The organism is Sinomonas mesophila (assembly GCF_001999765.1).
Classification (GTDB): Bacteria; Actinomycetota; Actinomycetes; order Actinomycetales; family Micrococcaceae; genus Sinomonas; species Sinomonas mesophila.
On record NZ_MTIC01000032.1, the window covers coordinates 17,532 to 39,615 of the forward strand.

The 22,084-nt window shown below is 71.9% G+C and carries 21 protein-coding genes and 1 pseudogene; 13 read left to right on the forward strand and 9 right to left on the reverse strand.

Going from position 1 to position 22,084, the window contains the following annotated elements; translation table 11 throughout:
* Positions 1-13 precede the first annotated feature (13 nt).
* A complete protein-coding gene (locus BV907_RS17250) occupies positions 14-1,885 on the reverse strand; it encodes a transketolase (protein WP_245828056.1) in 1,872 nt (623 codons plus the stop codon).
* 242 nt (positions 1,886-2,127) lie between these two features.
* Here BV907_RS17250 and BV907_RS17255 point away from each other — a divergent pair, with 242 nt between their 5' ends.
* Positions 2,128-3,975, forward strand: coding sequence for an HNH endonuclease (locus tag BV907_RS17255; RefSeq protein ID WP_077490985.1), 1,848 nt, complete (start codon positions 2,128-2,130; stop codon positions 3,973-3,975).
* A gap of 206 nt (positions 3,976-4,181) precedes the next feature.
* Here BV907_RS17255 and BV907_RS17260 read toward each other — a convergent pair whose 3' ends face one another.
* On the reverse strand, positions 4,182-4,550 hold the full coding sequence (locus tag BV907_RS17260) for a DoxX family protein (protein WP_077490986.1): 369 nt from the start codon (positions 4,548-4,550) through the stop codon (positions 4,182-4,184).
* A gap of 156 nt (positions 4,551-4,706) precedes the next feature.
* Here BV907_RS17260 and BV907_RS17265 point away from each other — a divergent pair, with 156 nt between their 5' ends.
* The gene (locus tag BV907_RS17265; RefSeq protein ID WP_077490987.1) at positions 4,707-5,132 is read left to right on the forward strand and encodes a winged helix-turn-helix transcriptional regulator; all 426 of its coding nucleotides are present in this window, start codon (positions 4,707-4,709) and stop codon (positions 5,130-5,132) included.
* Here the strand turns inward: BV907_RS17265 and BV907_RS17270 are convergent.
* Complete coding sequence (locus tag BV907_RS17270; RefSeq protein WP_175637510.1) at positions 5,096-6,562, reverse strand: glycosyltransferase family 87 protein; 1,467 nt, start codon at positions 6,560-6,562, stop codon at positions 5,096-5,098. The genes BV907_RS17265 and BV907_RS17270 overlap by 37 nt on opposite strands.
* 111 nt (positions 6,563-6,673) lie before the next feature.
* On the opposite strand from BV907_RS17270, the gene BV907_RS17275 reads away from it, so the two are divergent.
* Together BV907_RS17275 and BV907_RS17280 are read left to right on the forward strand one after the other, a co-directional pair.
* Positions 6,674-7,888, forward strand: coding sequence for a molybdopterin-dependent oxidoreductase (locus BV907_RS17275; protein ID WP_077490989.1), 1,215 nt, complete (start codon positions 6,674-6,676; stop codon positions 7,886-7,888).
* Positions 7,885-8,097, forward strand: a complete 213-nt coding sequence (locus BV907_RS17280; RefSeq protein WP_077490990.1) for a hypothetical protein — start codon at positions 7,885-7,887, stop codon at positions 8,095-8,097. Before BV907_RS17275 ends, BV907_RS17280 begins: the two co-directional genes overlap by 4 nt.
* 8 nt (positions 8,098-8,105) lie before the next feature.
* On the opposite strand, the gene BV907_RS17285 is transcribed toward BV907_RS17280, so the two are convergent.
* Together BV907_RS17285 and BV907_RS19715 are read right to left on the reverse strand one after the other, a co-directional pair.
* Positions 8,106-8,816, reverse strand: coding sequence for a class I SAM-dependent methyltransferase (locus BV907_RS17285; protein ID WP_077490991.1), 711 nt, complete (start codon positions 8,814-8,816; stop codon positions 8,106-8,108).
* Entirely contained in the window at positions 8,813-10,204 is a 1,392-nt protein-coding gene (locus tag BV907_RS19715; protein WP_342745577.1) for a DUF2064 domain-containing protein, read from the reverse strand. The genes BV907_RS17285 and BV907_RS19715 overlap by 4 nt, the downstream gene beginning before the upstream one ends.
* 122 nt (positions 10,205-10,326) lie before the next feature.
* Here BV907_RS19715 and BV907_RS17295 point away from each other — a divergent pair, with 122 nt between their 5' ends.
* Both BV907_RS17295 and BV907_RS19465 read left to right on the forward strand, forming a co-directional pair.
* Positions 10,327-11,058 (forward strand): response regulator transcription factor, encoded by a 732-nt coding sequence (locus tag BV907_RS17295; RefSeq protein ID WP_077490993.1) that lies wholly within the window; start codon positions 10,327-10,329, stop codon positions 11,056-11,058.
* Between the two features lie 254 nt (positions 11,059-11,312).
* Positions 11,313-12,188: pseudogene (locus BV907_RS19465) on the forward strand (sensor histidine kinase); the annotation flags it as partial.
* A gap of 54 nt (positions 12,189-12,242) precedes the next feature.
* Here BV907_RS19465 and BV907_RS19470 read toward each other — a convergent pair.
* Complete coding sequence (locus BV907_RS19470; protein WP_077490995.1) at positions 12,243-13,295, reverse strand: NAD-dependent epimerase/dehydratase family protein; 1,053 nt, start codon at positions 13,293-13,295, stop codon at positions 12,243-12,245.
* Positions 13,292-14,179 (reverse strand): MTAP family purine nucleoside phosphorylase, encoded by an 888-nt coding sequence (locus tag BV907_RS17310; RefSeq protein WP_245828057.1) that lies wholly within the window; start codon positions 14,177-14,179, stop codon positions 13,292-13,294. Before BV907_RS17310 ends, BV907_RS19470 begins: the two co-directional genes overlap by 4 nt.
* Positions 14,180-14,273: 94 nt before the next feature.
* Here BV907_RS17310 and BV907_RS17315 point away from each other — a divergent pair, with 94 nt between their 5' ends.
* Positions 14,274-14,705 carry an SRPBCC domain-containing protein gene (locus tag BV907_RS17315; protein ID WP_077490996.1) on the forward strand — a complete coding sequence of 144 codons (432 nt, stop codon included), beginning with the start codon at positions 14,274-14,276 and terminating at the stop codon, positions 14,703-14,705.
* 29 nt (positions 14,706-14,734) lie between these two features.
* On the opposite strand, the gene BV907_RS17320 is transcribed toward BV907_RS17315, so the two are convergent.
* Positions 14,735-15,421, reverse strand: a complete 687-nt coding sequence (locus BV907_RS17320) for a hypothetical protein (RefSeq protein WP_077490997.1) — start codon at positions 15,419-15,421, stop codon at positions 14,735-14,737.
* 383 nt (positions 15,422-15,804) lie between these two features.
* Here BV907_RS17320 and BV907_RS17325 point away from each other — a divergent pair, with 383 nt between their 5' ends.
* Complete coding sequence (locus BV907_RS17325; protein ID WP_425441656.1) at positions 15,805-17,100, forward strand: IS30 family transposase; 1,296 nt, start codon at positions 15,805-15,807, stop codon at positions 17,098-17,100.
* A gap of 64 nt (positions 17,101-17,164) precedes the next feature.
* Here the strand turns inward: BV907_RS17325 and BV907_RS17330 are convergent, their stop codons facing one another.
* Positions 17,165-17,998: a DUF1206 domain-containing protein gene (locus tag BV907_RS17330; protein ID WP_077490998.1), complete on the reverse strand. Its 834-nt coding sequence runs from the start codon at positions 17,996-17,998 to the stop codon at positions 17,165-17,167.
* 175 nt (positions 17,999-18,173) lie between these two features.
* Between BV907_RS17330 and BV907_RS17335 the strand changes: the two genes are divergently transcribed.
* From BV907_RS17335 to BV907_RS17355, 5 genes are all read left to right on the forward strand, one after another.
* Positions 18,174-19,460: an adenylosuccinate synthase gene (locus tag BV907_RS17335; protein WP_077490999.1), complete on the forward strand. Its 1,287-nt coding sequence runs from the start codon at positions 18,174-18,176 to the stop codon at positions 19,458-19,460.
* Positions 19,461-19,679: 219 nt separating this feature from the next.
* On the forward strand, positions 19,680-20,228 hold the full coding sequence (locus BV907_RS17340; protein WP_245828058.1) for an RNA polymerase sigma factor: 549 nt from the start codon (positions 19,680-19,682) through the stop codon (positions 20,226-20,228).
* Positions 20,225-21,100 (forward strand): hypothetical protein, encoded by an 876-nt coding sequence (locus BV907_RS17345; protein ID WP_077491001.1) that lies wholly within the window; start codon positions 20,225-20,227, stop codon positions 21,098-21,100. The genes BV907_RS17340 and BV907_RS17345 overlap by 4 nt, the downstream gene beginning before the upstream one ends.
* Positions 21,101-21,164: 64 nt before the next feature.
* Positions 21,165-21,599, forward strand: coding sequence for a CoA-binding protein (locus BV907_RS17350; protein WP_077491002.1), 435 nt, complete (start codon positions 21,165-21,167; stop codon positions 21,597-21,599).
* The gene (locus tag BV907_RS17355; RefSeq protein WP_077491003.1) at positions 21,599-21,994 is read left to right on the forward strand and encodes an MmcQ/YjbR family DNA-binding protein; all 396 of its coding nucleotides are present in this window, start codon (positions 21,599-21,601) and stop codon (positions 21,992-21,994) included. Before BV907_RS17350 ends, BV907_RS17355 begins: the two co-directional genes overlap by 1 nt.
* The last annotated feature ends 90 nt before the right edge of the window (positions 21,995-22,084 follow it).

Below are 22,084 nucleotides of genomic sequence, written 5' to 3' on the forward strand. Positions count from 1 at the left end.
CGCGCCTGATTCGCTAGCCTCCGCGGACCAGGCCGCGGGCGGCCTCGGCGATCGACGCCGCGTCCAGGCCGGCCCAGGCGAGGAGCTCCTCTCCTGAGCCAGAGCCGGGCATCGCCGACACCGCGAGGCGCCGCACGTCGAAGCTGGTCCGGCCGCGGGCGAGGAGGCAGTCGACCACGGCCGACCCGAGCCCACCTTCGGGGTGGTGGTCCTCCGCGATGACCAGGCGCCCCCGGGTCGCGCCGGCTGCCGCCCGGAGGGTGGACTCGTCGATCGGCTTGATCGAATAGCAGTCGATGACGCGGGCGTGGATGCCCTCGGCCTCAAGCTCGTCCGCGGCGGCGAGGCACGCATGGACGGTGACGCCCGCGCCGATCAGGACGACGTCGTCGTCCTCGCTCGCCCGGAGCGTCTTCGACCCTCCGACGGGGAAATCCTCGCCCGAGCGGTACAGCACCGGGTAGGCGCCGCGCGTCGTGCGCAGGTAGCTGATGCCGGAGGTGCGGGCCATCTGTTCGACGAGGGCCGCGGTGCTCGTCGCGTCGCTCGGGTACAGGACCGTGGAGCCGTGGACCGCGCGGAGCATGGCGAGGTCTTCGAGGCCCATCTGCGAGGGTCCGTCGGCGCCGATCTCGACTCCGGCGTGTGAGCCCACGAGGCGCAGGTCGGCCCGGGAGACGGCGGCCATGCGGATGAAGTCGTGGGCGCGGGTGAGGAAGGCCGCGAACGTCGAGGCGAAGGGCTTGTATCCCCGGACGGAGAGGCCCGTTGCCGCCCCGATGAGCTGCTGCTCCGCGATGAACATCTCGAAGAATCTGTCGGGATGCGCCTCCGCGAACGAGCTGGCGTACGTCGAGTTGCTCACCTCGCCGTCGAGGGCGACGACGGCGGGATCGGCAGCTCCCAGCGCGGCGAGCGCCTCGCCGTACGCCTTCCTCGTGGCCACCTTCTCGCCTGGTTCGTGCTCGGGCAGCTCCGGGGCCGTCGCCTCCTCGCGCCGCGGCAGCTCGCCGTCGTCCTCTGGGGCGATGCCCCGGACGCGGAGGTCTCGCGGGCCGCCGAGCTCCTTGACCGCCCGCTCGGCCATGTCCTCGGGGAACGGCTTGCCGTGCCAGTCCGGCTTGTCCTCGACCTCGGAGAACCCCTTCCCCTTCACGGTCCTCGCGATGACCACCGTGGGACGGCCGTCCGACGGGTCCGCGGCGGCGGCGAATGCCCCGTCGATCGCCGAGAGATCGTGGCCGTCGATGACCAACGCGCGCGTCCCGAAGGCTTCCACCCGGCGCGCATACGCCCCGGTGTCCCATCCCAGCTCGGTCTCGCCGCGCTGTCCGAGGCGGTTGACGTCGACGATCGCCACGAGGTTCGAGAGCCGGTAGTGGGAGGCCTTGTCGAGCGCCTCCCAGATCGAGCCCTCGGCGAACTCGCTGTCGCCGCAGAGGACCCACACGCGGTAGGGGAGGCGGTCGAGGTACTTGCCCGCCAAGGCGACCCCGACGCCGTCGGGCAGTCCTTGGCCGAGCGAGCCGGTGGCGACGTCGACCCACGGCACGGCGGGCGTGGGATGCCCTTCGAGGCGCTGGCCGAACCGGCGGTAGCCGTGGAGGAGCTCGTCCTCGGGGATGGCCCCGACGGCCCGGAACGCCGAGTAGGCCAGGGGAGAGGCGTGCCCCTTCGAGAAGATGAGGTGGTCATTCCGCGGATCGTCCGGGTTGTCCCAGGCATAGCGCAGGTGCCTGCTGATCAGGACGGCGAGCAGGTCTGCCGCGGACATGGAGGAGGTCGGGTGCCCGGACCCCGCACTCGTGCTGGAGCGAACGGAGTCCACCCGGAGCTGGGCGGCGAGTTCGGCCACGGTGCTGAGGTCTGGGAGGGAAGAGGCCATCGTGGACATCCCTCAGCCTAGGGCTCAGCGCCGTCCAGAGGACAGGGGGGACGGCGGTGATGCACGCGTCGGAGCGTGGAGGCGGCCCGCGACGCTCAGCCGCCCTGCGGCCCCGTCGCCAGGCGGCGGCGAGAGTTTGCCAGGTGCGTGCACATCGTCGCAGCCGCGGCGAGCGGGTCCCGCGCGGCGACCGCGCGGCAACCGCGGCGAGAATTGTCGGAGCCCTGTGATGGAGTGGGGTCATGGAGGAGCTCCGGGGGGTGGCGGACGACGGCGGGTTGCAGCCGTCGTCCGTGCCGCCCGGGCCCGTCCCGCTGCCGATCGGGGAGCCCGAGCAATGGCTCGGGAATCCGGGGCTGGCATTCGAGGACCCAGGGCCGTGGTTTGAGGATCCAGAGCTGTTCCCCGACGAAGCGGAGGCGTGGGACGGCAGGGACTATCCCGCCTATCTCGACGACCCCGCCGCCGATCCGGGCCGCGCCGACTACGAGTGCAGAGACTGGGAGGCCGACGAGGACGACGCCGGGGGCCCCGTGATCCTCCACCCCGTCGCGGTCGCCGACCGCAACCGACAGCGTTCCATCGAAGCACTGATGGCGGGCCTGGCCGGCGTCGACGCCGCCGAGGCCGAGCTGCACGCGCTGCGGGTCCTCATGGTCCGCGGGGTCGCGAGCCTCCTTGGGGCGGACGCGCCCGATGTGCTCGAGCGCTCCCGGGCCCAGTCGCTCACGGCGGCCGAGATCGCCGCCGAACGCTCCCTGCCCCCGAGGGCGGCGAGGGCGCTCGTTGCCGAGTCGCTGGCTCTGACGGCGCCCGAGGCCAGGCCGGTGCTGGCCGCGCTGCAGGAGGGCCGGCTCGACCGGCCCCGCGCGCAGACCATCCTTCGCGCCGCCGCCCCCATCCCTTCCGACGCTGTGGAGGAGTTTCTCGAGCGCGCCGTCGCGGTGGCCGCCCCGGCCAGCGATCCGGCCCAGCACGCAGCCCAAGGCCCGGAGCGTCCGTCCGTGCCGGCCCTCTCGAGGGCGCTGCGGCGCATGGCCGAGGAGCACAGCGCCCAGACCCTCACGACCAGGGCACGGCAGGCCCGGGAGCAGCGCCGGGTCGACCTCGAGCCCGGCGACGACGGCATGTGCCACCTCTACGCCTACCTCCCGCTCGAGGCCGGCGCCGCCATCGACGCCCGCCTCCAGGCCGCCGCTCGAGCCCAGGCATCCCCGGAGGACCCCCGCACCACAGCCCAGCGCCGTGCCGACGCCCTCACCGACATCCTCCTCGCCCCAACCGGCGGCGCCCCGGCCGGCGGCTCCCCCGCCCGCGGCGGAGTCCGCATGGAGATCGTCGTGACCGTCCCCGCCACGACACTCGTCCCCCAGCTGCTCCCGGCCCCAGCTGATCGCCGGGCCGGTGGGCCGCGCTTGGCCAGGGACGCGGGGGCGGACTCGGAACCGGACGACGAATCCGTAGCGTGCCCGGCCGACGGCCCTGGCGACGGCCCTGCCGAGAGCCATGCCGACGTCCCGTCCGACGGCCCTGCCCATGACGCCGCCGCCGAACTCGCCGCGGCGGGCCTGGCCTTCGGCGACGCCCCCGGCGAGATCCTCGGCTACGGACCGATCGACGCGGCCACCGCGCGCCGCCTGGCCGCCCAGGCCGACACCTGGCTGCGGATCCTCACCGACCCGCAGACCGGGGCCCCACTCGCCCTCGGACGCACTCGCTACACCCCGCCCCCGGCGCTGCGGCGCTTCCTCGCCGCCCGGGACACCGGATGCCGCTTCCCCGCCTGCGACCGCACCCACCCGCACACCGAAGCCGACCACACCCACGAATGGTCCCGCGGCGGCACTACCGACACCACCAACCTCGCCCTCCTCTGCTCCGAGCACCATCGGATCAAGACCTTGGGCTACTGGACGGCGAGCCAGCCCCGGGGCGACGGGACGATCGTCTGGACCTCACCCCTCGGCCGCACCCACATCACGTCACCAGGCCCGCCCCGCCCGCCCGAAAGACCTCCCTACGGCCCACTCGGCAGCCCATCCAAGAGCCCACCGCCCAGCACACCCGGGCAAGAACCACCACCGTTCTGACACGCGGAGGCAGGTGGCATCCTCACACCGTTCGGCAAGAACCCGCTAGCGATCTCCATAGCGGCTGTAGGCGAAGCACCTTCCCTTGGCTCGCTTGCAGGGGCAGAGCCGCTGACCGGTGGCCCCCTTGGTGGGCCAGAGCACGAAGCGCACGGGCATTGTGCACGCGCCTTCAATGCCGCGACCGCGATCCCCGATCCGCCGGATCAACCGAGGACGACGGCGAAGCCGATGAACGTGCTGGCTGCGGCCAGGGCGGCAAGGACCATGGGCACGACCGCCTTCTCCCGGCGGCGGAGGTGGACGACGGCGGCGCCGATCATCACGATGAGCAGGCCGAGCGCTGCCAGCGGCGTCAGGACCGGCGCAACGCCCAGCAGCAGGGGAAGCACGAGTCCGACCGCCGCGAGGACTTCGGCGAGACCGATGAGGTTGATCGTGCGGGACCCGAAGTCCTCGACCCAGGGCATGCCCGCGCCGGCCAGGGCTTCCTTGGGCCGGACCGTCTTGAGGGCGCCGGCTGCGAGGAAGGCGAGGGCGAGGAGCCCATTGATGATCCACAGTGCGACGAGCATGGCAGCTTCTCCTTCGACAGGTAACAGACAAATCGTGTGCACTGTTACGATGAGTAAGTAACGCCATGATGCGTCATCTTGGAGAGGTCTACAAAAGGCACCTCCGTGTGCGTGGCGCACACCGGGATCACGACGGGATCAGGACGGGAGCAATCCATGGGCACCGCCGAGCTGAGGGCCGAGGCGCCGAAGAGCGCGTACGAAGGCTCGTGCAAGGGCAATGACAGCCATGGCAAGGCCATCCGTGAAGTCCTTGACCGCATCGGCGACAAGTGGTCACTGCTCGTGATCGGCACGCTCATGGACGGCAAGCTCCGCTTCACCGAGCTGCAGCACCACATACCGGGCATCTCCCAGCGGATGCTCACCCTCACGCTGCGGCAGCTCGAACGGGACGGGCTCATCGAACGGACCGTCCACGCAGAGGTGCCCCCGCGGGTGGAGTACGAGCTCACGGAGGTGGGCCAAACCCTCATCGAGCCGTCCCTGGCCCTGGCGAGCTGGGCCATCGCCAACTACCCGAGCATCGAGGAATCGCGGATTCGCTACGACGAAGCTGGCCCAAGGCGCTCAACGAGCTGACGGGTGCGGCGTCGACGGACTGCCGTGGCCAGGATCACGGCCGCAGCGACTGCCATGGCGACGCGGCTCACTGCGGGACCGGCATCCGTTCCCGCTATTGCCGTCACCGCCTGGAGAGCGAGCGGCACGATGAGGAACTCCTGCCGGCGGCCCAGCACCGCGAGCGGGATGAGCATGAGTGAGTACCACGCATAGCTCGGGCACGTGATGATGAGCGTCCAGCCGACGGCGATCGTCTGCGCGGCGGCGGGCGACATGGTGTTCCGGCGCACCCACACCCAGACCCACACGGCGAGGACCGCGGCGAGGCCGACGACGAGCGCCGCGGGCGGTGGCAGCACCGTCCCGGGGAGGGCAAAGCGGGTCGCGTCGCCGGAGGTGTACCCTTCCTCCGACAGATAGCCGGGCAGGTATCCGATGACGGCCGGCCCGGACACCGCAACGTAGGGGACATAGGCGACGAGGACGGCAAGGCTGGCCCCCGCGATGACATGCCACGGTCTGTTGCGCAGCATGCCGGGCAGGGCAGCAACGGGGATAAGCTTGGTCGCCACCGCGAGACCGAAAAGCACGCCTGACGCGACTGCCCTCCGCACCGACAGGATGCTGGTTCCGAGCAGGATGCTGGCTCCGAGGAGGAGGGCGGCCGAGAGCACGTCGACGTGCGCGTTGTTGACGGCCTCGAGCAGCACGAGCGGGTTCCACGCCCAGAGCGCCGCCCACGACAGGGGCCTCCCTTCGTGCCGCATCGCCTGAAGGTGCATGAGGGCAACGACGACGGCGAGGGCCAGCCCCGCCGTCTGGAAGGCGAGCCACGCCGCGCTCGAGGGCAGCGGGAGCCGGACCAGCAGGAAGTACACCTCCGCCACCGGCGGATACGCCGTGGGGACGTGGGGGCGGTTGATCGCTGTGCACAGCGGGGTTCCGCTCGGCACCGAGGTGGTCACGACGTCGCCGGTGGGAAAGTGGGGCGAGCCAGCGTCGCACTCGGCTGCGAACAGCCAGGAGGGACGCAGGTCCGCGAGTGCGTCAGCGGCCGGGACGTCCCGATACGGCGAGATTCCGGCCTTCTGCACGATGCCGTCCCAGGCGTAGCGGGCGGAGTCGTTGCTCGTCGACGGCGGTGCAGCGAGGGCTGCGGCCCCGGCTCCGAGAAGGCCCAGGACGACGGCGAGAGTCACCCAGCGCTTCGAGGCCCCCCGCCGTTCGGCGAGGCGGAGCACGAGCCAGGCACCCGCCGCGGCCGCCCAGCACGCGGCCGTTCCGGCGAGGACGTGCGCCCGCCCGCCGTCGCGCTCGACGACCGTCCACGCGACGGCGGCGGCGAAGACCGCGAGAGCCAGAGCGAGCCCGACGGCGAGGGCGCCGGGACGGAGCGCGCGCGCAGCCAATGCCCGTCGCAGGGCGCGCCCGAGCGCAGGGGAAGCCACGGTTCCACTGTGCCCCACGGCGGACCCCTCGTGGCCTGTCCAGCCCGGCCCGTTCCCATTCCGTAAGGTCTGGGCAGCCGGTCCGGACACCGACGGTGCTGTCCTAGAACCATGGATCGGGATAGCAGCCGAGCCGGCGGTCGGATCGCCGCGGCCGTGTCAGCAAGGCTCCTTGACGCGGTGCACTCCCCGGCCCGCGGAACGAGGCTCTCGGTCGTGATCGGCCGGTGGCTCGCTCTGACGTTCGCGCTGTGCCTCGTGACGGGCTTCTACTCGCATCTGCTCCAGGACCCTTCGACGTGGGCCGGCGTCACGTTCTCCCGTCCGGTCTGGCTCTACGGCCTGACGCAGACGGTGCACATCGTCGCGGGAACGGTCAGCATTCCGCTCCTGCTGGGGAAGCTGTGGGCCGTATACCCGGAACTCCTGCGATGGCCTCCGGTCACGTCGATCCTGCATGCGCTCGAGCGGGCGAGCATTGCGGTTCTCGTCTCGGCCTCGCTCGTCGAGGTCGCGACTGGGGTCATCAACACCTTCGAGTGGTACCCGTGGCCGTTCCCGTTCCGTGAGACGCACCTCGCCCTCGCGTGGGTGATCCTGGGCTCGCTCCTCATCCACGTCGCGGTCAAGTACCCCAGGATCGCGGCGCACTGGCGGCGGAGCCGGCCCGCGGGCACCGCAGACCCAGCCGGGCCCGCCCCCGAGGACACCCACGACGCCGGCCGATCGCGCCGGCGAGTCCTGGCCCTTGTCGCCGCCGGCGCCGTGGCCGCCTTCGTGGGCACGGCGAGCCAGAACGTCCCGGCCGTGCGGGACCTTGCGGTGTTCACTCCGCGACGGCCCGGCCGCGGAACGCAGGGCCTCGCGGTGAACCGCACGGCGGAAGCGGCGGGGGTCGCCGTGCCAGCGGGCGCGCCGGAGTGGCGGCTGCGCGTCGTCGTCGGCGATCGGGTCTCGGAGTTCGGCCTCGCCGACCTCGCCGCCCTGCCGCAGGCCGAGCACTCGCTCCCCATCGCCTGCGTCGAAGGCTGGGTCCAGGACGCCAGATGGGGCGGAGTGCCCCTCACCGCCCTCCTCGAGGCGGCCGGGGCCAGCGCGGGGGACGTCGTCGTCGAGAGCCTCGAGCGATCGGGGAACTACCGCATGAGCATCCTGCCCCAGCACTTCGCGTGGGACCCGCTCACGCTCGTCGCCCTCCGCCTGGAAGGCGAGCCGCTGAGCCTCGACCACGGCTTCCCGGCGCGGCTCATCGCACCGGGCCGTCCCGGCGTCCTCCAGACCAAATGGCTCGCCGAGCTGCGCGTGATCACAGGAGGGCGGGGATGAGAATCGCCGTCGTCGCCGTCGGGGCCGCCCTGACAGGGGTGGGCATCGTCCTCCTGGCCGGCATGCTGACCACGCCGCAGCTCCTGGGACTCGGAGCGTGGCTGGCCGCCGCCGTCCTCCTCCACGACGGCGTGTGGATGCCTCTGGTCACGGCGGCCGCGCGGGCCGGCAGCTGGGGTCGGCGGACGCCGCACCGCAGGACCCGTTGACGCGGCGCTCAGCGGCGCCTGAGCTGGCAGAACACGCGCCCCTCGAGGGCACGCGTGGCGAGGGTGTCCCAGCCGCACGCGTCGGCGAGGGCCGGCAGCACCTCCCACCCGACTGACGCCCAGGGGAAGTCGCGGCTTTCGCGACCCCAGGCATCGCGCAGGCGCGCCGTGAAGCGCCGATTTGTCCACGGCTGCGCCGCGGTCTCGACCCACGCCCGTCCGCCCGGCGCTGTGAGATCCCGGATCCTGTGGAGCAGGCTCATGGGCTCGCCGCCGATCCCGATGTTGCCGTCGAACAGGAGCGCGCTTCCCCATCCCTCGCCGGGGCGGCCGCTCGCGCGGAGCGAGGCCGCGGCGTCGAACACGGAGCAGTGGATGGCCTCGCCGCCGCCTTTCCGGGTGAGTCGCACGGCCTCCGGATCGACGTCGATCCCCACGGCGTCGAGCCCGAGGGCACGTGCGGTGGCCACGAGCCGCCCGGGCCCGCACCCGATGTCCAGAACGGGCCCCCGCAGCTCGGCCACGAGCGAGCGCTCCCCCGCCGTGACGCGGAACCACGCGCCGACGTCGAACCGGGCCTGGACCGTGCCCTGCCCGGGCCCGTCCGTCACGAGGTGGAGGGTTCCGCGGCCGCGACGCAGGGCCCGCGCGTACGGGGAGCTGCCGCCGCGCCCGAACGACGAGGCGGCAGTGCCAGCCTGAGCCGCAGTGACGGTCACGATGATGCCTCCGTCGGGTCAGGCACACTGCGGGGCATCGCATTGAGAGCGCGGCCGACGGCGGCCGCGAAGTCGGTCTCTGGGATGGCCGCGGCGACGGCTTCGGCGTCCGTGGCCGTGTCGACGTCGCGCAGCGTCGGGAGCTCTCCGACGGTGAGGCCCGCGCGGCGGAGGCGGTTGAACTGCCGCCGGCCGGTGTCGGGCCGGGACATGGGTACACCGCGGATGAGCCGACCGTCGGGGCGGGCGAGGGCGAGAGCCCAGAAGCCGCCGTCGTCCGCGGGGCCGAACCATGCGTCCCGCCCCTGCCACTCGTCGAAGAGCGGGGCAAGGTGCGCCCGCGTGAGCTGGGGCGTGTCCATGCCGAGGATGAGGAGGGGCCCGTCGATGGCGTCGCAGAGGGCGGCGAGCCGGGAGTCGAGGCCGCCGGAGGGCTGGGCGAGGACGTCGAACTCCGTCGAAGAACGGGAGGCGGCGGCGCGCGGATCTCCGTCGAAGAACAGGACGCGGCGGCGGGCCTGCAGGGAGCGGACGACGTCGAGGGTCGCCTCGAGGCTCGACGCCGCCACGAGCGCGGCGTCCTCGGGCGAGAACGGCGGGCACAGGCGGGTCTTGACGCGTCCGGGGACACATTCTTTGGCGACCACGGCGATGGTCAGCCCGGATGCGGCAGCCCGCGGCGCGCCGTCGTCCGCTGGCCTTCCGAGCCGCGGGCGGCGTTCGGCGAGGAGCGCAGCCATGTCTCGGACGGCGGTCACGGTGCCCCGCACGGTTCCCGTGACCTTGGAGCGGCCCACGCGGGGCACATAGCGGACCGGGACCTCGGCGATGAGCCAGCCCGCCTCGGCGGCCCTGAGCACCATTTCGAGGGGGTAGCCGCTGCGCCGATCGCGCAGACCGAGGCCCCGGAGCGCGTCGGTGCGGGCCACCCGCAAGGGGCCCAGGTCGGTCAGCGGCACGCGGGATCCGTGCCTCAGCGCCGCGGATCGCACCACAGCGGCCAAGGCCGCGTTCGCGAGCCGCGCGTGCACGGGCCACGCTCCGCGATCAGGCCGGCGGGCCCCGAGCACGAGGTCGGCCTCGCCGTCCTCGAGCGCGCTCAGAAGGCGAGGGAGGTCGGCCGGATCAAGGGAGCCGTCCGCGTCGCACACCGCGGCGAATGGGGCGGAGGCCCGCTCGAGTCCCGCGTGGACCGCGGCGCCGAAACCGCGGCGCGGTTCGACGACAACTGTCGCGCCGAGTTCCGCGGCGACCTCCCCGGACCCATCGGACGAGCCGTTGTCGACCACGATCGCCCGCCATCCCGCGGGGACACGCCCCAGGACCCACGGAAGCGCCTCCCGTTCGTCCAAGCACGGGAAGACGACATCGGCACGGATCGAGTCCACACCCATGACGCTAGGACCGAAGTCCGCCCTGTGCGCCCGGATAACCTTACGGAACGCGGAACGATGCCCGCAGACGGCTCCAGCCAGGCGCCGTGGCCCGGGGAAGGGCCTATTCTGCGAGGGTGAGCGCAGACCGACTCCGCACGCCGGCGCCGGCGTTGGGCAACCGGAGGGTTCTCGTCGTCGAAGACGAGCTGACCTTGAGCGACGTCGTGCGGGGGTACCTCGTGCAGGCCGGATTCCAGGTGGATGTCGCCCACGACGCCTTCACCGCGATCCATCTTGCCGCGACGCGCGAGCCCGACCTCATCCTCATGGACCGCATGATCCCGGGCCTCGACGGCGCCGAGGTGTGCCGACGGCTGCGGGCCACGACGGATGTCCCTCTCATCATGCTCACCGCCTTGGGCACCGAGGAGGACCGGATCACGGGGCTCGAGGCCGGCGCCGACGACTACATCACGAAGCCCTTTTCCCCGCGCGAGCTCGTCCTCCGGGTCGAGTCCGTGCTGCGGAGGAGCCTCAAGGACTTCGACCCCGAACCGTCCGTTGAGGGCGGCGGGATCTGGCTTGACCCCGGATCGCGTACAGCGACGCTGCGGGGCCGGCCGCTCGCGCTCACCCTCCGGGAGTTCGATCTGCTCGCGTTCTTCCTGCGGCATCCGGGCCAGGCATTCAGCCGCGAGGAGCTCATCAAGGCCGTGTGGGGCTGGTCCTTCGGGGATCTCTCGACCGTGACTGTCCACGTCCGCAGGCTCCGCGAGAAGATCGAGGCGGATCCCAGGCATCCACGACTCCTCGCGACCGTGTGGGGTGTGGGATACCGTTTCGACGGACTCGAAGGGCGCCCCTGATGCAGGCACAGGCCCTCCTCGGCATCCTCGGCTGGCTGCTCGTCTGGGCGCTCGGGATCACCGCACTGAGCATCGGGCTCCAGCGGCTCGCCCGGCGGGCGCCCTTCTGGATCCAGCTCGTCATCGTCGTCGCGGCGACGGTCGCAGTGTTCGTCGCCGGAATCGTCAATGCCTTGGAGGCGATGGCGATCGCCGAAAGCGACCTCCTGGCGCTGTGGGTGATCCTCTCCGCGGCGGGCGCCGTGGCGACCGCGATGTCGCTTTTCCTCGGCCTTCGCCTCTCGCGCTCGACGTCGAGGCTCATCGCCGACGCCGCAAGGATCGGCCGCGGCGAAGTCCTCGCCGAAGGAGGGCCACAGGCTGCGAGTCCCGTCGGAAGCGCCGAACTCGCTGCCCTCGCGGACGAACTCGCCCGGACGAGCCGCAGGCTCGAGGAGTCGCGGGCCCGCGAGGCGGCCATAGAATCGGCCCGGCGCGAGCTCGTCGCGTGGATCTCCCACGACCTGCGGACCCCGCTTGCGGCCGTGCGGGCCATGGCGGAGGCCCTCGAGGACGGCGTGGCCACCGACGCCGCCGACTACCACCGGCGCATGATCGCCGAGACCGACCACATGGCCCTCCTGGTCAACGACCTCCTCGAGCTGTCAACGCTCGAAGCCGGGACCCTGACGCTGCGGGCGGAACCGCTCGAGCTCTACGATCTCGCGAGCGACGTCATGGCCGAGCTCGCACCGCTCGCGGCGCAGCGGGGAATCGCCCTGGCCGGCGGCGAGTCGTCGGGGTCGCGGGTCCTGGCCGATGCGCGGACGGTAAGCAGGGCCCTGCGGAACGTGGTGCTCAACGCCATCATGTACAGCGTCGAGGGAGGCGTGGTCACGGTCGGCTTCGGGGAAAGCCGTGTGTGGGTCCAGGACTCCTGCGGAGGCATTCCGGACGAAGACCTGCCACACCTCTTCACCCCGGGCTGGCGCAAGTCGGCCTCGCGGGGCAAATCAGCGACGACTGGGGCGGGCACATCGCTCTACGCCGGTGCAGGCGTGGGGCTCAGCGTCGTCGCGGGCATCCTCCGGGCCCATGACGGTCACGTCACGGTGGAGAACTGCGACGGCGGCTGCCGCTTCACCCTCGCCTTCCCGGCCGAGGCCGGCGGTGACCAGGGGACGGGCGACGCCGGTCCCCAGATCTCAGAGGCCCGCGGCGAGGCCGCGCATCCCATCGTCGAAGGCGATGTGCGGACGCCAGCCGAGCTCGGCGGCGATCGCGGCCGAGCTGGCGACGATGTGGCGGACGTCCCCGGGACGATATCGGCCGGTGACGACCGGAGCCAGGGCGCCGGGCCGGCAGGCGAGGGCTTCGGCCACGTCGAGGATGGTCTGCACCGAGGGCCCGCCGACGTTAAAGGTGCGGAAGGACCCTGAACTCGAGCTGTCCCCGGCCTTCCCGGCGACAGCTCCGGCCGCCAGCACTGTTGCCGCTGCGACGTCTTCAACGTGCACGAAGCTCCGCCGCTGCCGGCCGTCCTCGAACACCTGCGGCGCCTCGCCCCGCGCCACGGCCGACGCGAACAGGGCAGCCACCCCCGCATAGGGAGTGTTCCGCGGCATGCCCGGGCCGTACACGTTGTGGTACCTGAGCGCGATGGCGGTTCCCTCCGTCCCGCGCGCCCACGCCGCGGCGAGATGTTCCTGCGCGAGCTTGCTCAGTGCGTAGACGCTGCGCGGATCCGTGGGAGCGTCTTCGGAGGTGCGCGCCGGGAGGAGGATGGCGCCGTCGTCCGGGTCGCGGGGGTCGAAAAGCCCCGCGGCGAGATCGGCCTCCCGTCGCGGCGCGGGGCGAACGCTCCGCCCCGACCCGGGGTGGACGTACGACCCGTCGCCGTAGACGACCATCGACGAGGCCAGGACGAGCCCCCGCACCCGGTGGCGGGCGAGCGCCGACACAAGCTCGGCAGTGGCGAGGACATTGGCGCTCGCGTACGACGGCGCGTCCGCGATGCCCTGCTCAAGGCCAACCTTCGCTGCGAGATGGCAGACGACGTCGGCGCCTGGCAGGACCGCGTCGAGCACCTCCGGCGTGGCGACGTCTCCGCGCACATAGTCTGCACCGTCGACCGTTGGGCCAGCCCCCTCCCGGCGGGCCGCCGCGTCGAGCACGCGGACATCCCAGCCTGCCGTGAGCGCAGTGCGCACGACCGCCGAGCCGATGAATCCGGCGCCGCCAGTGACGAGGAGCCTCATCCTCCAACCCCCGCCGGGACGTTCGCGGACGGCACGCTGGCGGCCATGAGGATGTGGACGGCTTCCTTGGGAAGGAGCGCCCTGGGCTCGTAATCGGCTGGGACGCGCTCCGCTGCGGCCGTGAGGACGCGCTCGAAGACCTTGCCCGCCGCGGCGAGACGGTCCCACACCACGTCCGCAGTCACCGCCTCGGCGGCGTCGACGCCGGCATCGGAGTCGGTCACGAACGCGAGGGTCGCGTAGCCGAGCCCCAGCTCTGCGGCGAGAACCGCCTCGGGGTACTGGGTCATTCCGACCACGTGGGCGCCGGCCTGAGCGAACCACCGAGACTCGGCCCTGGTCGAGAAACGAGGGCCGTTGATGACCGCCATCGTCGCCGACGCGACACAGGGCATGCGGGCCTCGTCCACGGCGTCCGAGAGGATTCCCCTCAGCGTCGGACAATACGGATCAGCGGCAGTGAGGTGCTGGACCCCGGCTGCGGCGCCCGGGCCCTGCCCGTCGAAGAACGTGTCCCTGCGACCCCACGTCCGGTCGATGAACTGATCCGGGATCACGAACGTCCCGGGCGCGAGCTCGGGGACGAGGGCCCCGCACGCGGCGGACGCGAACACCGCGGACACGCCGAGGTGTTTGAGCGCCCAGAGATTGGCGCGGTAGTTGACGGCCTGGGGGGCCACCGTGTGGCCTCGGCCGTGGCGCGGAAGAAACGCGATCGTGGTGCCCCGAACGGCGACGAGGGAGATCGGTCCCGACGTTGGGCCGTAGGGGGTTCGGACCTCGACCTCCTCCGCGCGTCCATCGATGCGGTACAGGCCAGACCCTCCCACAATCGCGATGCTCGTCCCGGGCCGGCCCCTCTCCAGATCCTTCACAGCTCTCACGTACCCATCGTGCCCGCGTGCGCCGGGCTCAGGGTCGTGCACGCCTTACGATTCCGTGACGGCGCGCGTACGTTGGGGCCCAAGGGAGGTTGCCATGAACAACTTCGCGAGGGACGCCGTTGCGTCCACGACCATCGAGGCGAGCCGCGAGCGGGTCTGGGAGGCGCTGACCAGCCCAGAGCAGATCAAGGACTATTTCCTCGGCACCGACGCCGAGTCCACGTGGGAGGTGGGCAGCCCGATCATGTTCAGCGGCGAATGGAAGGGCAGGCAGTACAGGGACCACGGGGAGATCCTCGCATCCGAGCCGCCGGGGCTGCTGCGGATCACGCACTACAGCCCGCTGAGCGGCAAGCCGGACATCTCGGAGAACTACCACACGGTCGAGTACCGGATCGAGGACGACGGCGGCCGCAGCCGGGTGACGATCACCCAGGGCAACAACGGTAGCGAGGACGAGGCCGCGGAGTCGGAGAAGACCTGGCAGCTCGTCCTCAGGAACCTCAAAGACCTGCTCGAACGCTGAGGCAGTGCCCGACGCGCCCAAGCCCTGACTTATCCGGCAGGCCGGAGCGAGGTGATCATCCGCAGGATGTCCTGGAATTCCTGCGTGCCGGCGTACAGCTTGGCCTTCTCGAGGTAGGGCGCCGAGGGATCGCCCGGGGTTGCGTTGCTCTCCGGGTTGTAGAACGCCCCGAACATGGCCGCGCTGGGAGGCCACCGGAAGAAGTGGAAGAGGGGGCAGGCCGTGTCGCCGGTGGGTTCCTGCGCGGTCACGATGCCGTAGCCGGCGACGGTGGTGTGGCTCGGCTCGGCGGCGGAGGGGTCGCCTCGTGTCTCGAAGACGAAGCGCGGGGTCTCTCCGCCCTGCGCCAGGGCCGCTAGCGGCTGGGAGTGCAGCACCGAGTACGGGTAGCGCTCGGTGCAGGTCGAGCCAGTCGCCATGTTGGTGCGCAGCGTTGCCATCGGCTTGCCTGCCTCGTTCGAGACCTCCACGAAGACCCCGCCGCCCTCGGGCAGCTCTCCGGCCGGGTCCTTGATCGTCCAGGTTCGGGGCAGGTCGAAGGTCAGGTCGCCGTCGGCCGTGGTGTAGCTCGTCCAGGCCGCCCGCGCTTCAGGGGAAGCAGCCGCCGGGGCCGGCGTGGTCGGGGGCGCGGAGATTTGGTCCGGGCTGGCCGGGGGTGCTGAAGCGGGCGGGCCGCAGGCAACGAGAAGGCCTGCCGCGCACACCGCTGCTGACATCGCTGCTCGGAAGGCACGTGACCGGTGCATCGCACTTCTCGCTCTCAGGACGAACCGTGTAGGTCAGCTCATTGTGGAGCGGCCGGAGGGAGGTTGACTGGGCTCGGGGCGAACTGCTGCCGAAACGTATGCGGCTCGTGACGCGGGGGCCCTTAGGCCCAGAGTGCCTTCCTCAATAGTGATCTGAGTGTCCCGGCCGCAATCCCGCCGCAATCCCGCCGCAATGTTGGGCGAGGCGCTCGTGGCGCACGACGGCGGCACTCGCCGCCCGCCGTCGTGCGCCCTACGCCGGCTCACCAAGGCCGCCCAGGGCTCCGCGCCTCGTACCCGGAAGCCGAAAAGAGCGTCGAGATATGTACCCGGAAGCCCGAAAGGGCGTCGCCATGCTCAATCCATCAAGTGCAATCTTTTGGGGATTGGGTGGGGTGGGGCTGGTGGGCGGGCGTCCGCGGATTGGGGATGAGGTCTGGGAACGGTTCGACGGGTTCCTGAACTCGGGGAGGTCGTTCACGGCCTCGGCCAGAGCTGTCGGAGTGTCGCGCCACGCGGCGTACGAGCGCTGGAAGAGGATCGGCGGCGTGAGGATGCTCCACGGCCCCGGTGGGGGCCTGCCCGTGCTGCCGCCGACCGTGCCGATCCCGGCCCCCGAGCCGGAGGCCGCGGCGCCGCCCGGCGGCGGCACCGGGTCGGGCAGGGTCTCGTTCTACGAGCGCTGCCTGATCCAGGCGTTCCTGGAAGAGGGCCGGACCCAGAGGTGGATCGCCGGGCGGCTGGGACGCTCGCCCCAGGTGCTGTGCCGCGAGATCGGGCGCAACCGGCGTGCCGATGGTGTCTACGATGCCGTCACGGCCGAGTTCCTCGCCGCCGAGCGGCGCCGCCGGCCCCGGCCGGGCAAGCTCGCCGCCTGCCCGCGGCTGGCCGCCGCTGTCGAGGAGCACCTCGACCAGGGCTGGAGCCCGCAGCTGATCTCCCAGGTCCTGAGGCAGGACAACCCGGATGATAGGACCATGCAGGTCAGCCACGAGACCGTCTACCAGGCCCTCTATGTCCAGTCCCGCGGCGTCCTGCGCCAGGACCTCCACCAGCGCCTGAGCCTGAAGCGCCGCGACCGGGTCTCCCGGGGCAGGGCCGCAGACCGCAACCGCCCCTATGGGGAGGCCCTGACCATCAGCCAGCGCCCGCCCACCGTCGAGGACCGGGCCGTGCCCGGGCACTGGGAAGGGGACCTGATCATCGGCGGCGACGGGGCAAGCGCGATCGGAACCCTGGTCGAGCGGAGCACCCGCTTCGTGATCCTGCTGCACCTGCCCGGCGGCCGGCACACCGCCGACGTCGTCGCCGACGCCATGATCGAGGCCATGGGCCAGCTGCCCGCGCACCTGCGCCGCTCGATCACCTGGGACCGGGGCAGCGAGATGGCCGACTACGCCCGGATCATGCTCGAGCTCCAGGCCCCGGTCTACTTCGCCGACCCCCACTCGCCCTGGCAGCGCGGGTCCAACGAGAACACCAACCGGCTCCTGCGCTTCTGGTTCGAAAAGGGCAGCAACCTCTCAGGCCACACCGCCGAAGACCTCCGCCGGGTCCAGGACCTCCTCAACAAGAGGCCCCGGCCCACCCTCGGACTCCGCACCCCCGCCCAGGCACTCACCGAGCTCCTCCTGCCCGACGCCGCCTGACCCCACCAGATTGCACTTGACAGACAGAATCCGCCGTCGAGATATGTACCCGAGAGGGAAGGGGTCAGATGGTGCCGTATTTGGCTCTGGCCATCGAGTAGATGCCGAAGCAGGCCAGGCCCAGAGCCACCGCACCGAGGAGCCACGCCCCGTAGGGTTGGGCCGCGAGGCCGCGAAGGGCGCCGTCGAGCCCCGTCGACTCGGACGGGTCATGCCGGGCCGTTGCCACGGCGACCAGGATCCCCACGATCGCGAGGGCGACGCCCTTGGCCGCGTAGCCGAACACGCCCACGGCGGCCACGGGCCTGCGGGCCCGGCCGTGGGCATGCACCTCTTGCCCGAGGAACTCCCGCGTCACGCCGCGCCACACGTAGTACACGCCCGCGCCCACGAGGACGGTGCCGATCGCGAAGAGCACGAGCTGCCCGCCCGGTGCCGCGAGGATCGTCGCGGTGATCTCCTGCGCCTTCTCGCGCGAGTCGGGCCCCGCGCCGAGCGCGTAGGAGAGGAAGAGGCCGCCGACGGCGAGGAACAGCGTCGCCTTCCCCGCGGACATGAGCACGTCCCACGTCCCGCTCGAGGGACGGCGCGCATCGAGGATGGCCTCGCTGACCCACCACAGCGCGAGCGCCGCGCAGCACACGGCCCCAGCCCACAGGACGAGGAGCCCGCCCGGCGCCGACGCGATCGCGCCCACGGCGCCGCTCTGGTCAGCGTGCTGGGCGCCGCCCAGCGCCGCCCGGCCGCCCAGGGCCACGCGGAGTGCGAGGTAGGCCACGATCAGGTGGAGCAGCCCCACGAACACGAATCCGCCGCGGGCGAGGAACCGGCCTCCGGGCGAGCGGGCCGCACGTACGGTGTCGTCCCCTGCACGCTCCGCCTGGCCTCCGCCGACCATCGAGAGCCTCCTCACGCGTCCCTGCGCCCATTTTCGCGGCTCGGCGTGCCGCTTCGGTAGACTTGGGTGGCAAGAGCCCCGGCCTTTCTTGCAGCGCTGTCGTCGCGGCGAGACCCGGGGCGTTCCCATGTAGGCCGCCGGCCATCCGGCCGCGGCGGAGTCCGGGAGGGACCCAGTGCCAGCAATCGTGATCGTCGGAGCCCAGTGGGGCGATGAGGGCAAAGGCAAGGCGACAGACCTGCTCGGCGGCCGCGTGGACTATGTGGTCAAGCCCAACGGCGGCAACAACGCGGGGCACACCGTCGTCGTCGGCGGCCAGAAGTACGAGCTCAAGCTCCTCCCCGCGGGCATCCTGAGCCCCAACGCGGTCCCGATCATCGGCAACGGCTGCGTCGTGAACCTCGAGGCGCTCTTCGAGGAGATCGACGGGCTCGAGGCCCGCGGGGCCGACACGTCCCGCCTGCGCGTCTCGGCGAACGCGCACCTCGTCGCGCCGTTCCACCAGACCCTCGACAAGGTCACCGAGCGCTTCCTCGGCAAGCGCGCCATCGGCACGACCGGCCGCGGCATCGGCCCCGCCTACATGGACAAGGTCGCGCGCCTCGGCATCCGCGTCCAGGACGTCTTCGACGAGTCGATCCTGCGCCAGAAGGTGGAGGGCTCGCTGCGCCAGAAGAACGAGCTCCTCGTCAAGGTGTACAACCGCCGCGCGGTCATCGAGGAGGAGATCGTCCAGTACTTCCTCTCGTTCGCCGAGCGGCTCCGCCCGCTCGTCATCGACTCGACGTACGTGCTCAACCAGGCCCTCGACGAGGGCAAGGTCGTGCTCATGGAGGGCGGCCAGGCCACCTTCCTCGACGTCGACCACGGCACGTACCCGTTCGTGACGTCGTCGAACCCGACGGCGGGCGGCGCCTCGGTGGGCTCGGGCATCGGCCCGACCCGCATCTCGCGCTCGATCGGCATCATCAAGGCCTACACGACCCGCGTCGGCGCCGGCCCCTTCCCGACCGAGCTCTTCGACGAGATGGGCGAATACCTGCAGAAGACCGGCGGCGAGTTCGGCGTCAACACGGGCCGCCCGCGCCGCTGCGGCTGGTACGACGCCGTGCTGGCGCGCCACGCCTCGCGCGTGAACGGCTTCACGGACTACTTCGTGACCAAGCTCGACGTCCTCACGGGCATCGAGCGGATCCCCGTGTGCGTCGCGTACGACGTCGACGGCGTCCGGCACGACGAGATGCCCATGACCCAGACCGAGTTCCACCACGCGAAGCCGATCTTCGAGTACTTCGACGGCTGGACCGAGGACATCTCTGGGGCGAAGAGCCTCGACGACCTGCCGGCGAACGCGCGGCACTACGTCGAGAGCCTCGAGAAGCTCTCCGGGACGCGCTTCTCGGCGATCGGTGTGGGCCCCGACCGGGACCAGACGATCGTGGTCCGCGACCTCATCGACTAGCCGAATCGCTGGCCCGAATCGCCGGCCCGAAAAAAATCTTGGGACCGCGTAACCCTGGGCCGTCCCCGGACGATTACCAGAGTGCAAGCCGGGCTGGAATCTGTCCCCCATCATGTTCCAGCCCGGCTTCTCTCATATGCTGTGATGAGCACACTGTGACTGCGGCAGGTCAGAAACGCCGGTGGCCTCGCCGAGAGCAGCAGGACCATGGGGGAAACCGTGGAAGAACTGAGTGAATCAGACCTCGGGCCCGGCGCCCGGACGCAGCATGAGCTGTTCACCCTCGTGTACCGTGCCCTCGCCCCGGCGGTGCTCGGATACTTCAAGGGGCGCGGGGTCGACGACCCCGAGGCGCTCGCCCAGGACGTCTTCCTGAGCGTGCTGCCCCGCCTCGACGGAGTCACGGGGGGAATCGCCGGGCTGCGCACCTTCGTATTCTCCGTCGCGCATGCGCGCGCCGTTGACTACTACCGGCGCACCGAGCGCAGGCCGCGGACCGTGGACTACGACCCGGAGGAGGACGACCGCAGGGTCTCCTCGGCCGAGCACGAGGCCCTCGTCGCCGCGGGGCAGACGGACGCCGAGCTGCTGATCGGCCGGCTCAGGGGCGATCAGCGGGAAGTGATCATGCTCCGCATTGTCGCGGAGCTGAGCATCGAAGAGGTGGCTGACGTGCTCGGGAAGAGTCCCGGCGCGGTCAAGCAGCTGCAGCGCAGGGCCCTCAAGGCCCTCCGTGATCATGTGTCGGAGGAGGAATGGGTTCGATGAGCGCTCAGCAGCCCCAGGGCGTCGTTGGCGAGGTTCTCGCGGAGGCGGGCCTCGCGCACGACGACGCGCTCGCCCGCGCGCTCGAGGGAATCCGCGCGCTGCGCCCGGCAACGGCGCCCGCGCCCACCGGGGAGCTCGCCGCTCTGCTCGCCGACGCGTCGACGACCGTGCCCGCCATCCCGCACGCCCGGCCCGCCGCCGTCGTCCAGCCGATGCGCCCCCGCACCGTCAAGCGCCACCGCGGCGCAATGATCAGCGCGGTGGTCGTGGCCGCCATGGGGCTCGGCGCCACCGGCGTCGCCGCCCTGGGCGGGGACCCGTTCGGCTGGATCGTTCCCGACGCCCCGGCCGTCGTGGCCGAGCCTCCCGCCGCCCAAGCCGAGGGCACGCCGTCGCCCGCCGTCGAGCCCCTCGGTGGCGCCGCCGACGGGGCAGCGGACGACGCCGTCGCCCCGCCGTGGCTGCCCGGCGTCTCCGCGACGGGCGGGGCGAAGCGGGCGCAGCCCACGAAGGCCTCGTCCGGCAAGGCGGAGCAGCAGGGCATCCTCGGCGGAGCGGCGGCCTTGGGACGCGGGCACGCGGAGGATGCCGCGGCCGACCCGCGCGCCGCGGCGCCGGACACGGTCTCCGGCGCGCCGGACGGCGGCAGGGCCCCGGAGCCGACGACCCCCGACACGTTCGCAGGAGCCGCGGACGCAGCCCCGGAGGACGGCTCGGGTGCTGGCGACCCCGGGGAGACGGACGCCGACGCCGCATCCGGGCAGGGCGGGGCCGCGGCCGAGGATTCCATCACGGAGCTGCGCGAGCTGGCCCGTGTCTCGCGCGGCGAGGTCCCGGGCGCGCGGGCCGAGGGCAAGGGCTCAGGCCGCTAGACACCGTGCCCCCGGTGCCGTCGGGCACGTCGGGCGCCCCGCACGCCCGGCGTAGAGTGGCCCCATGGCGCACGTCAACGACCCCGAACTCATCGAGAACCTCATCTCGACGCCCGGCACGTGGGCCGTCGTCGGGCTGAGCCGGAATGAGTGGCGGGCGGCGTACGGCGTCGCCGAGTTCCTCCGCGACCGGCTTGGCCACCGCATCATCCCGGTCAATCTCCGCGCTGAGGACGTCCACGGCGAGACCGGCTACGCGCGGCTCGCGGACATCCCCGCCGAGCTGCACCCCATCGACGTCGTCGACTGCTTCGTCAACTCCCAGCACGTCGGCGCCGTCGTGGACCAGGCGATCGAGGTCGGGGCGAAGGCCGTGTGGCTGCAGCTCGGCGTCATCGACGAGGCGGCCGCCGAGCGGGCCAAGGCGGCCGGGCTCGACGTCGTCATGGATGCCTGCCCGCAGCGCGAGATCCGCACCACCAGCACGACGGGCGCCTGATGGACGCCGCCGGCCTGCGCTCCCTGTGCCTCGGCTTCCCCGGGGCCTACGAGGACTTCCCGTTCGGTCCCGACGCCTCGGTGTTCAAAGTCCGCGCGCCCGCCGGCGGCGCGGAGCGGCCCGGCAAGATGTTCGCCCTCTCGGTGCTCGACGCCGTTCCCCTCACCGTCGCGCTCAAGGGCGAGCCCGCGCTCATCGTGCAGCTGCGCGCCGCACACCCCGAGATCACCGGCGCGTACCACATGAACAAGAAGCACTGGAGCGACGTGCGGCTCGACGGCGAGCTGACGGACGGCGACGTGCGGGACCTCGTCGAGGACTCCTACGACCTCGTCGTCGCGTCCCTGCCGAGGGCCCAGCGCGAGGCGCTCGGCTGGAGCCGTCTCGCGCGGTGAGCCGAGGCCTCGGTGCCTTGCTAGATTGGCCTCGTCCCACCGAACGTCCCCGTCAGTCCGCGCCTGTCCGCGGCCGTCCGCCCCGAGGAG

Excerpts from the sequence above, each read along its gene's own strand:
- BV907_RS17275 (WP_077490989.1), top strand. The coding sequence starts at position 6,674 with ATGGATCGGGATAGCAGCCGAGCCGGCGGTCGGATCGCCGCGGCCGTG.
- BV907_RS17350 (WP_077491002.1), top strand. The coding sequence starts at position 21,165 with ATGGCGCACGTCAACGACCCCGAACTCATCGAGAACCTCATCTCGACG.
- BV907_RS17320 (WP_077490997.1), bottom strand. The coding sequence starts at position 15,421 with ATGTCAGCAGCGGTGTGCGCGGCAGGCCTTCTCGTTGCCTGCGGCCCG.
- BV907_RS17325 (WP_425441656.1), top strand. The coding sequence starts at position 15,805 with ATGCTCAATCCATCAAGTGCAATCTTTTGGGGATTGGGTGGGGTGGGG.
- BV907_RS17345 (WP_077491001.1), top strand. The coding sequence starts at position 20,225 with ATGAGCGCTCAGCAGCCCCAGGGCGTCGTTGGCGAGGTTCTCGCGGAG.
- BV907_RS17260 (WP_077490986.1), bottom strand. The coding sequence starts at position 4,550 with ATGCTCGTCGCACTGTGGATCATCAATGGGCTCCTCGCCCTCGCCTTC.
- BV907_RS17265 (WP_077490987.1), top strand. The coding sequence starts at position 4,707 with ATGGGCACCGCCGAGCTGAGGGCCGAGGCGCCGAAGAGCGCGTACGAA.
- BV907_RS17315 (WP_077490996.1), top strand. The coding sequence starts at position 14,274 with ATGAACAACTTCGCGAGGGACGCCGTTGCGTCCACGACCATCGAGGCG.
- BV907_RS17250 (WP_245828056.1), bottom strand. The coding sequence starts at position 1,885 with ATGGCCTCTTCCCTCCCAGACCTCAGCACCGTGGCCGAACTCGCCGCC.
- BV907_RS17255 (WP_077490985.1), top strand. The coding sequence starts at position 2,128 with ATGGAGGAGCTCCGGGGGGTGGCGGACGACGGCGGGTTGCAGCCGTCG.
- BV907_RS17330 (WP_077490998.1), bottom strand. The coding sequence starts at position 17,998 with ATGGTCGGCGGAGGCCAGGCGGAGCGTGCAGGGGACGACACCGTACGT.
- BV907_RS19470 (WP_077490995.1), bottom strand. The coding sequence starts at position 13,295 with ATGAGGCTCCTCGTCACTGGCGGCGCCGGATTCATCGGCTCGGCGGTC.
- BV907_RS17280 (WP_077490990.1), top strand. The coding sequence starts at position 7,885 with ATGAGAATCGCCGTCGTCGCCGTCGGGGCCGCCCTGACAGGGGTGGGC.
- BV907_RS17355 (WP_077491003.1), top strand. The coding sequence starts at position 21,599 with ATGGACGCCGCCGGCCTGCGCTCCCTGTGCCTCGGCTTCCCCGGGGCC.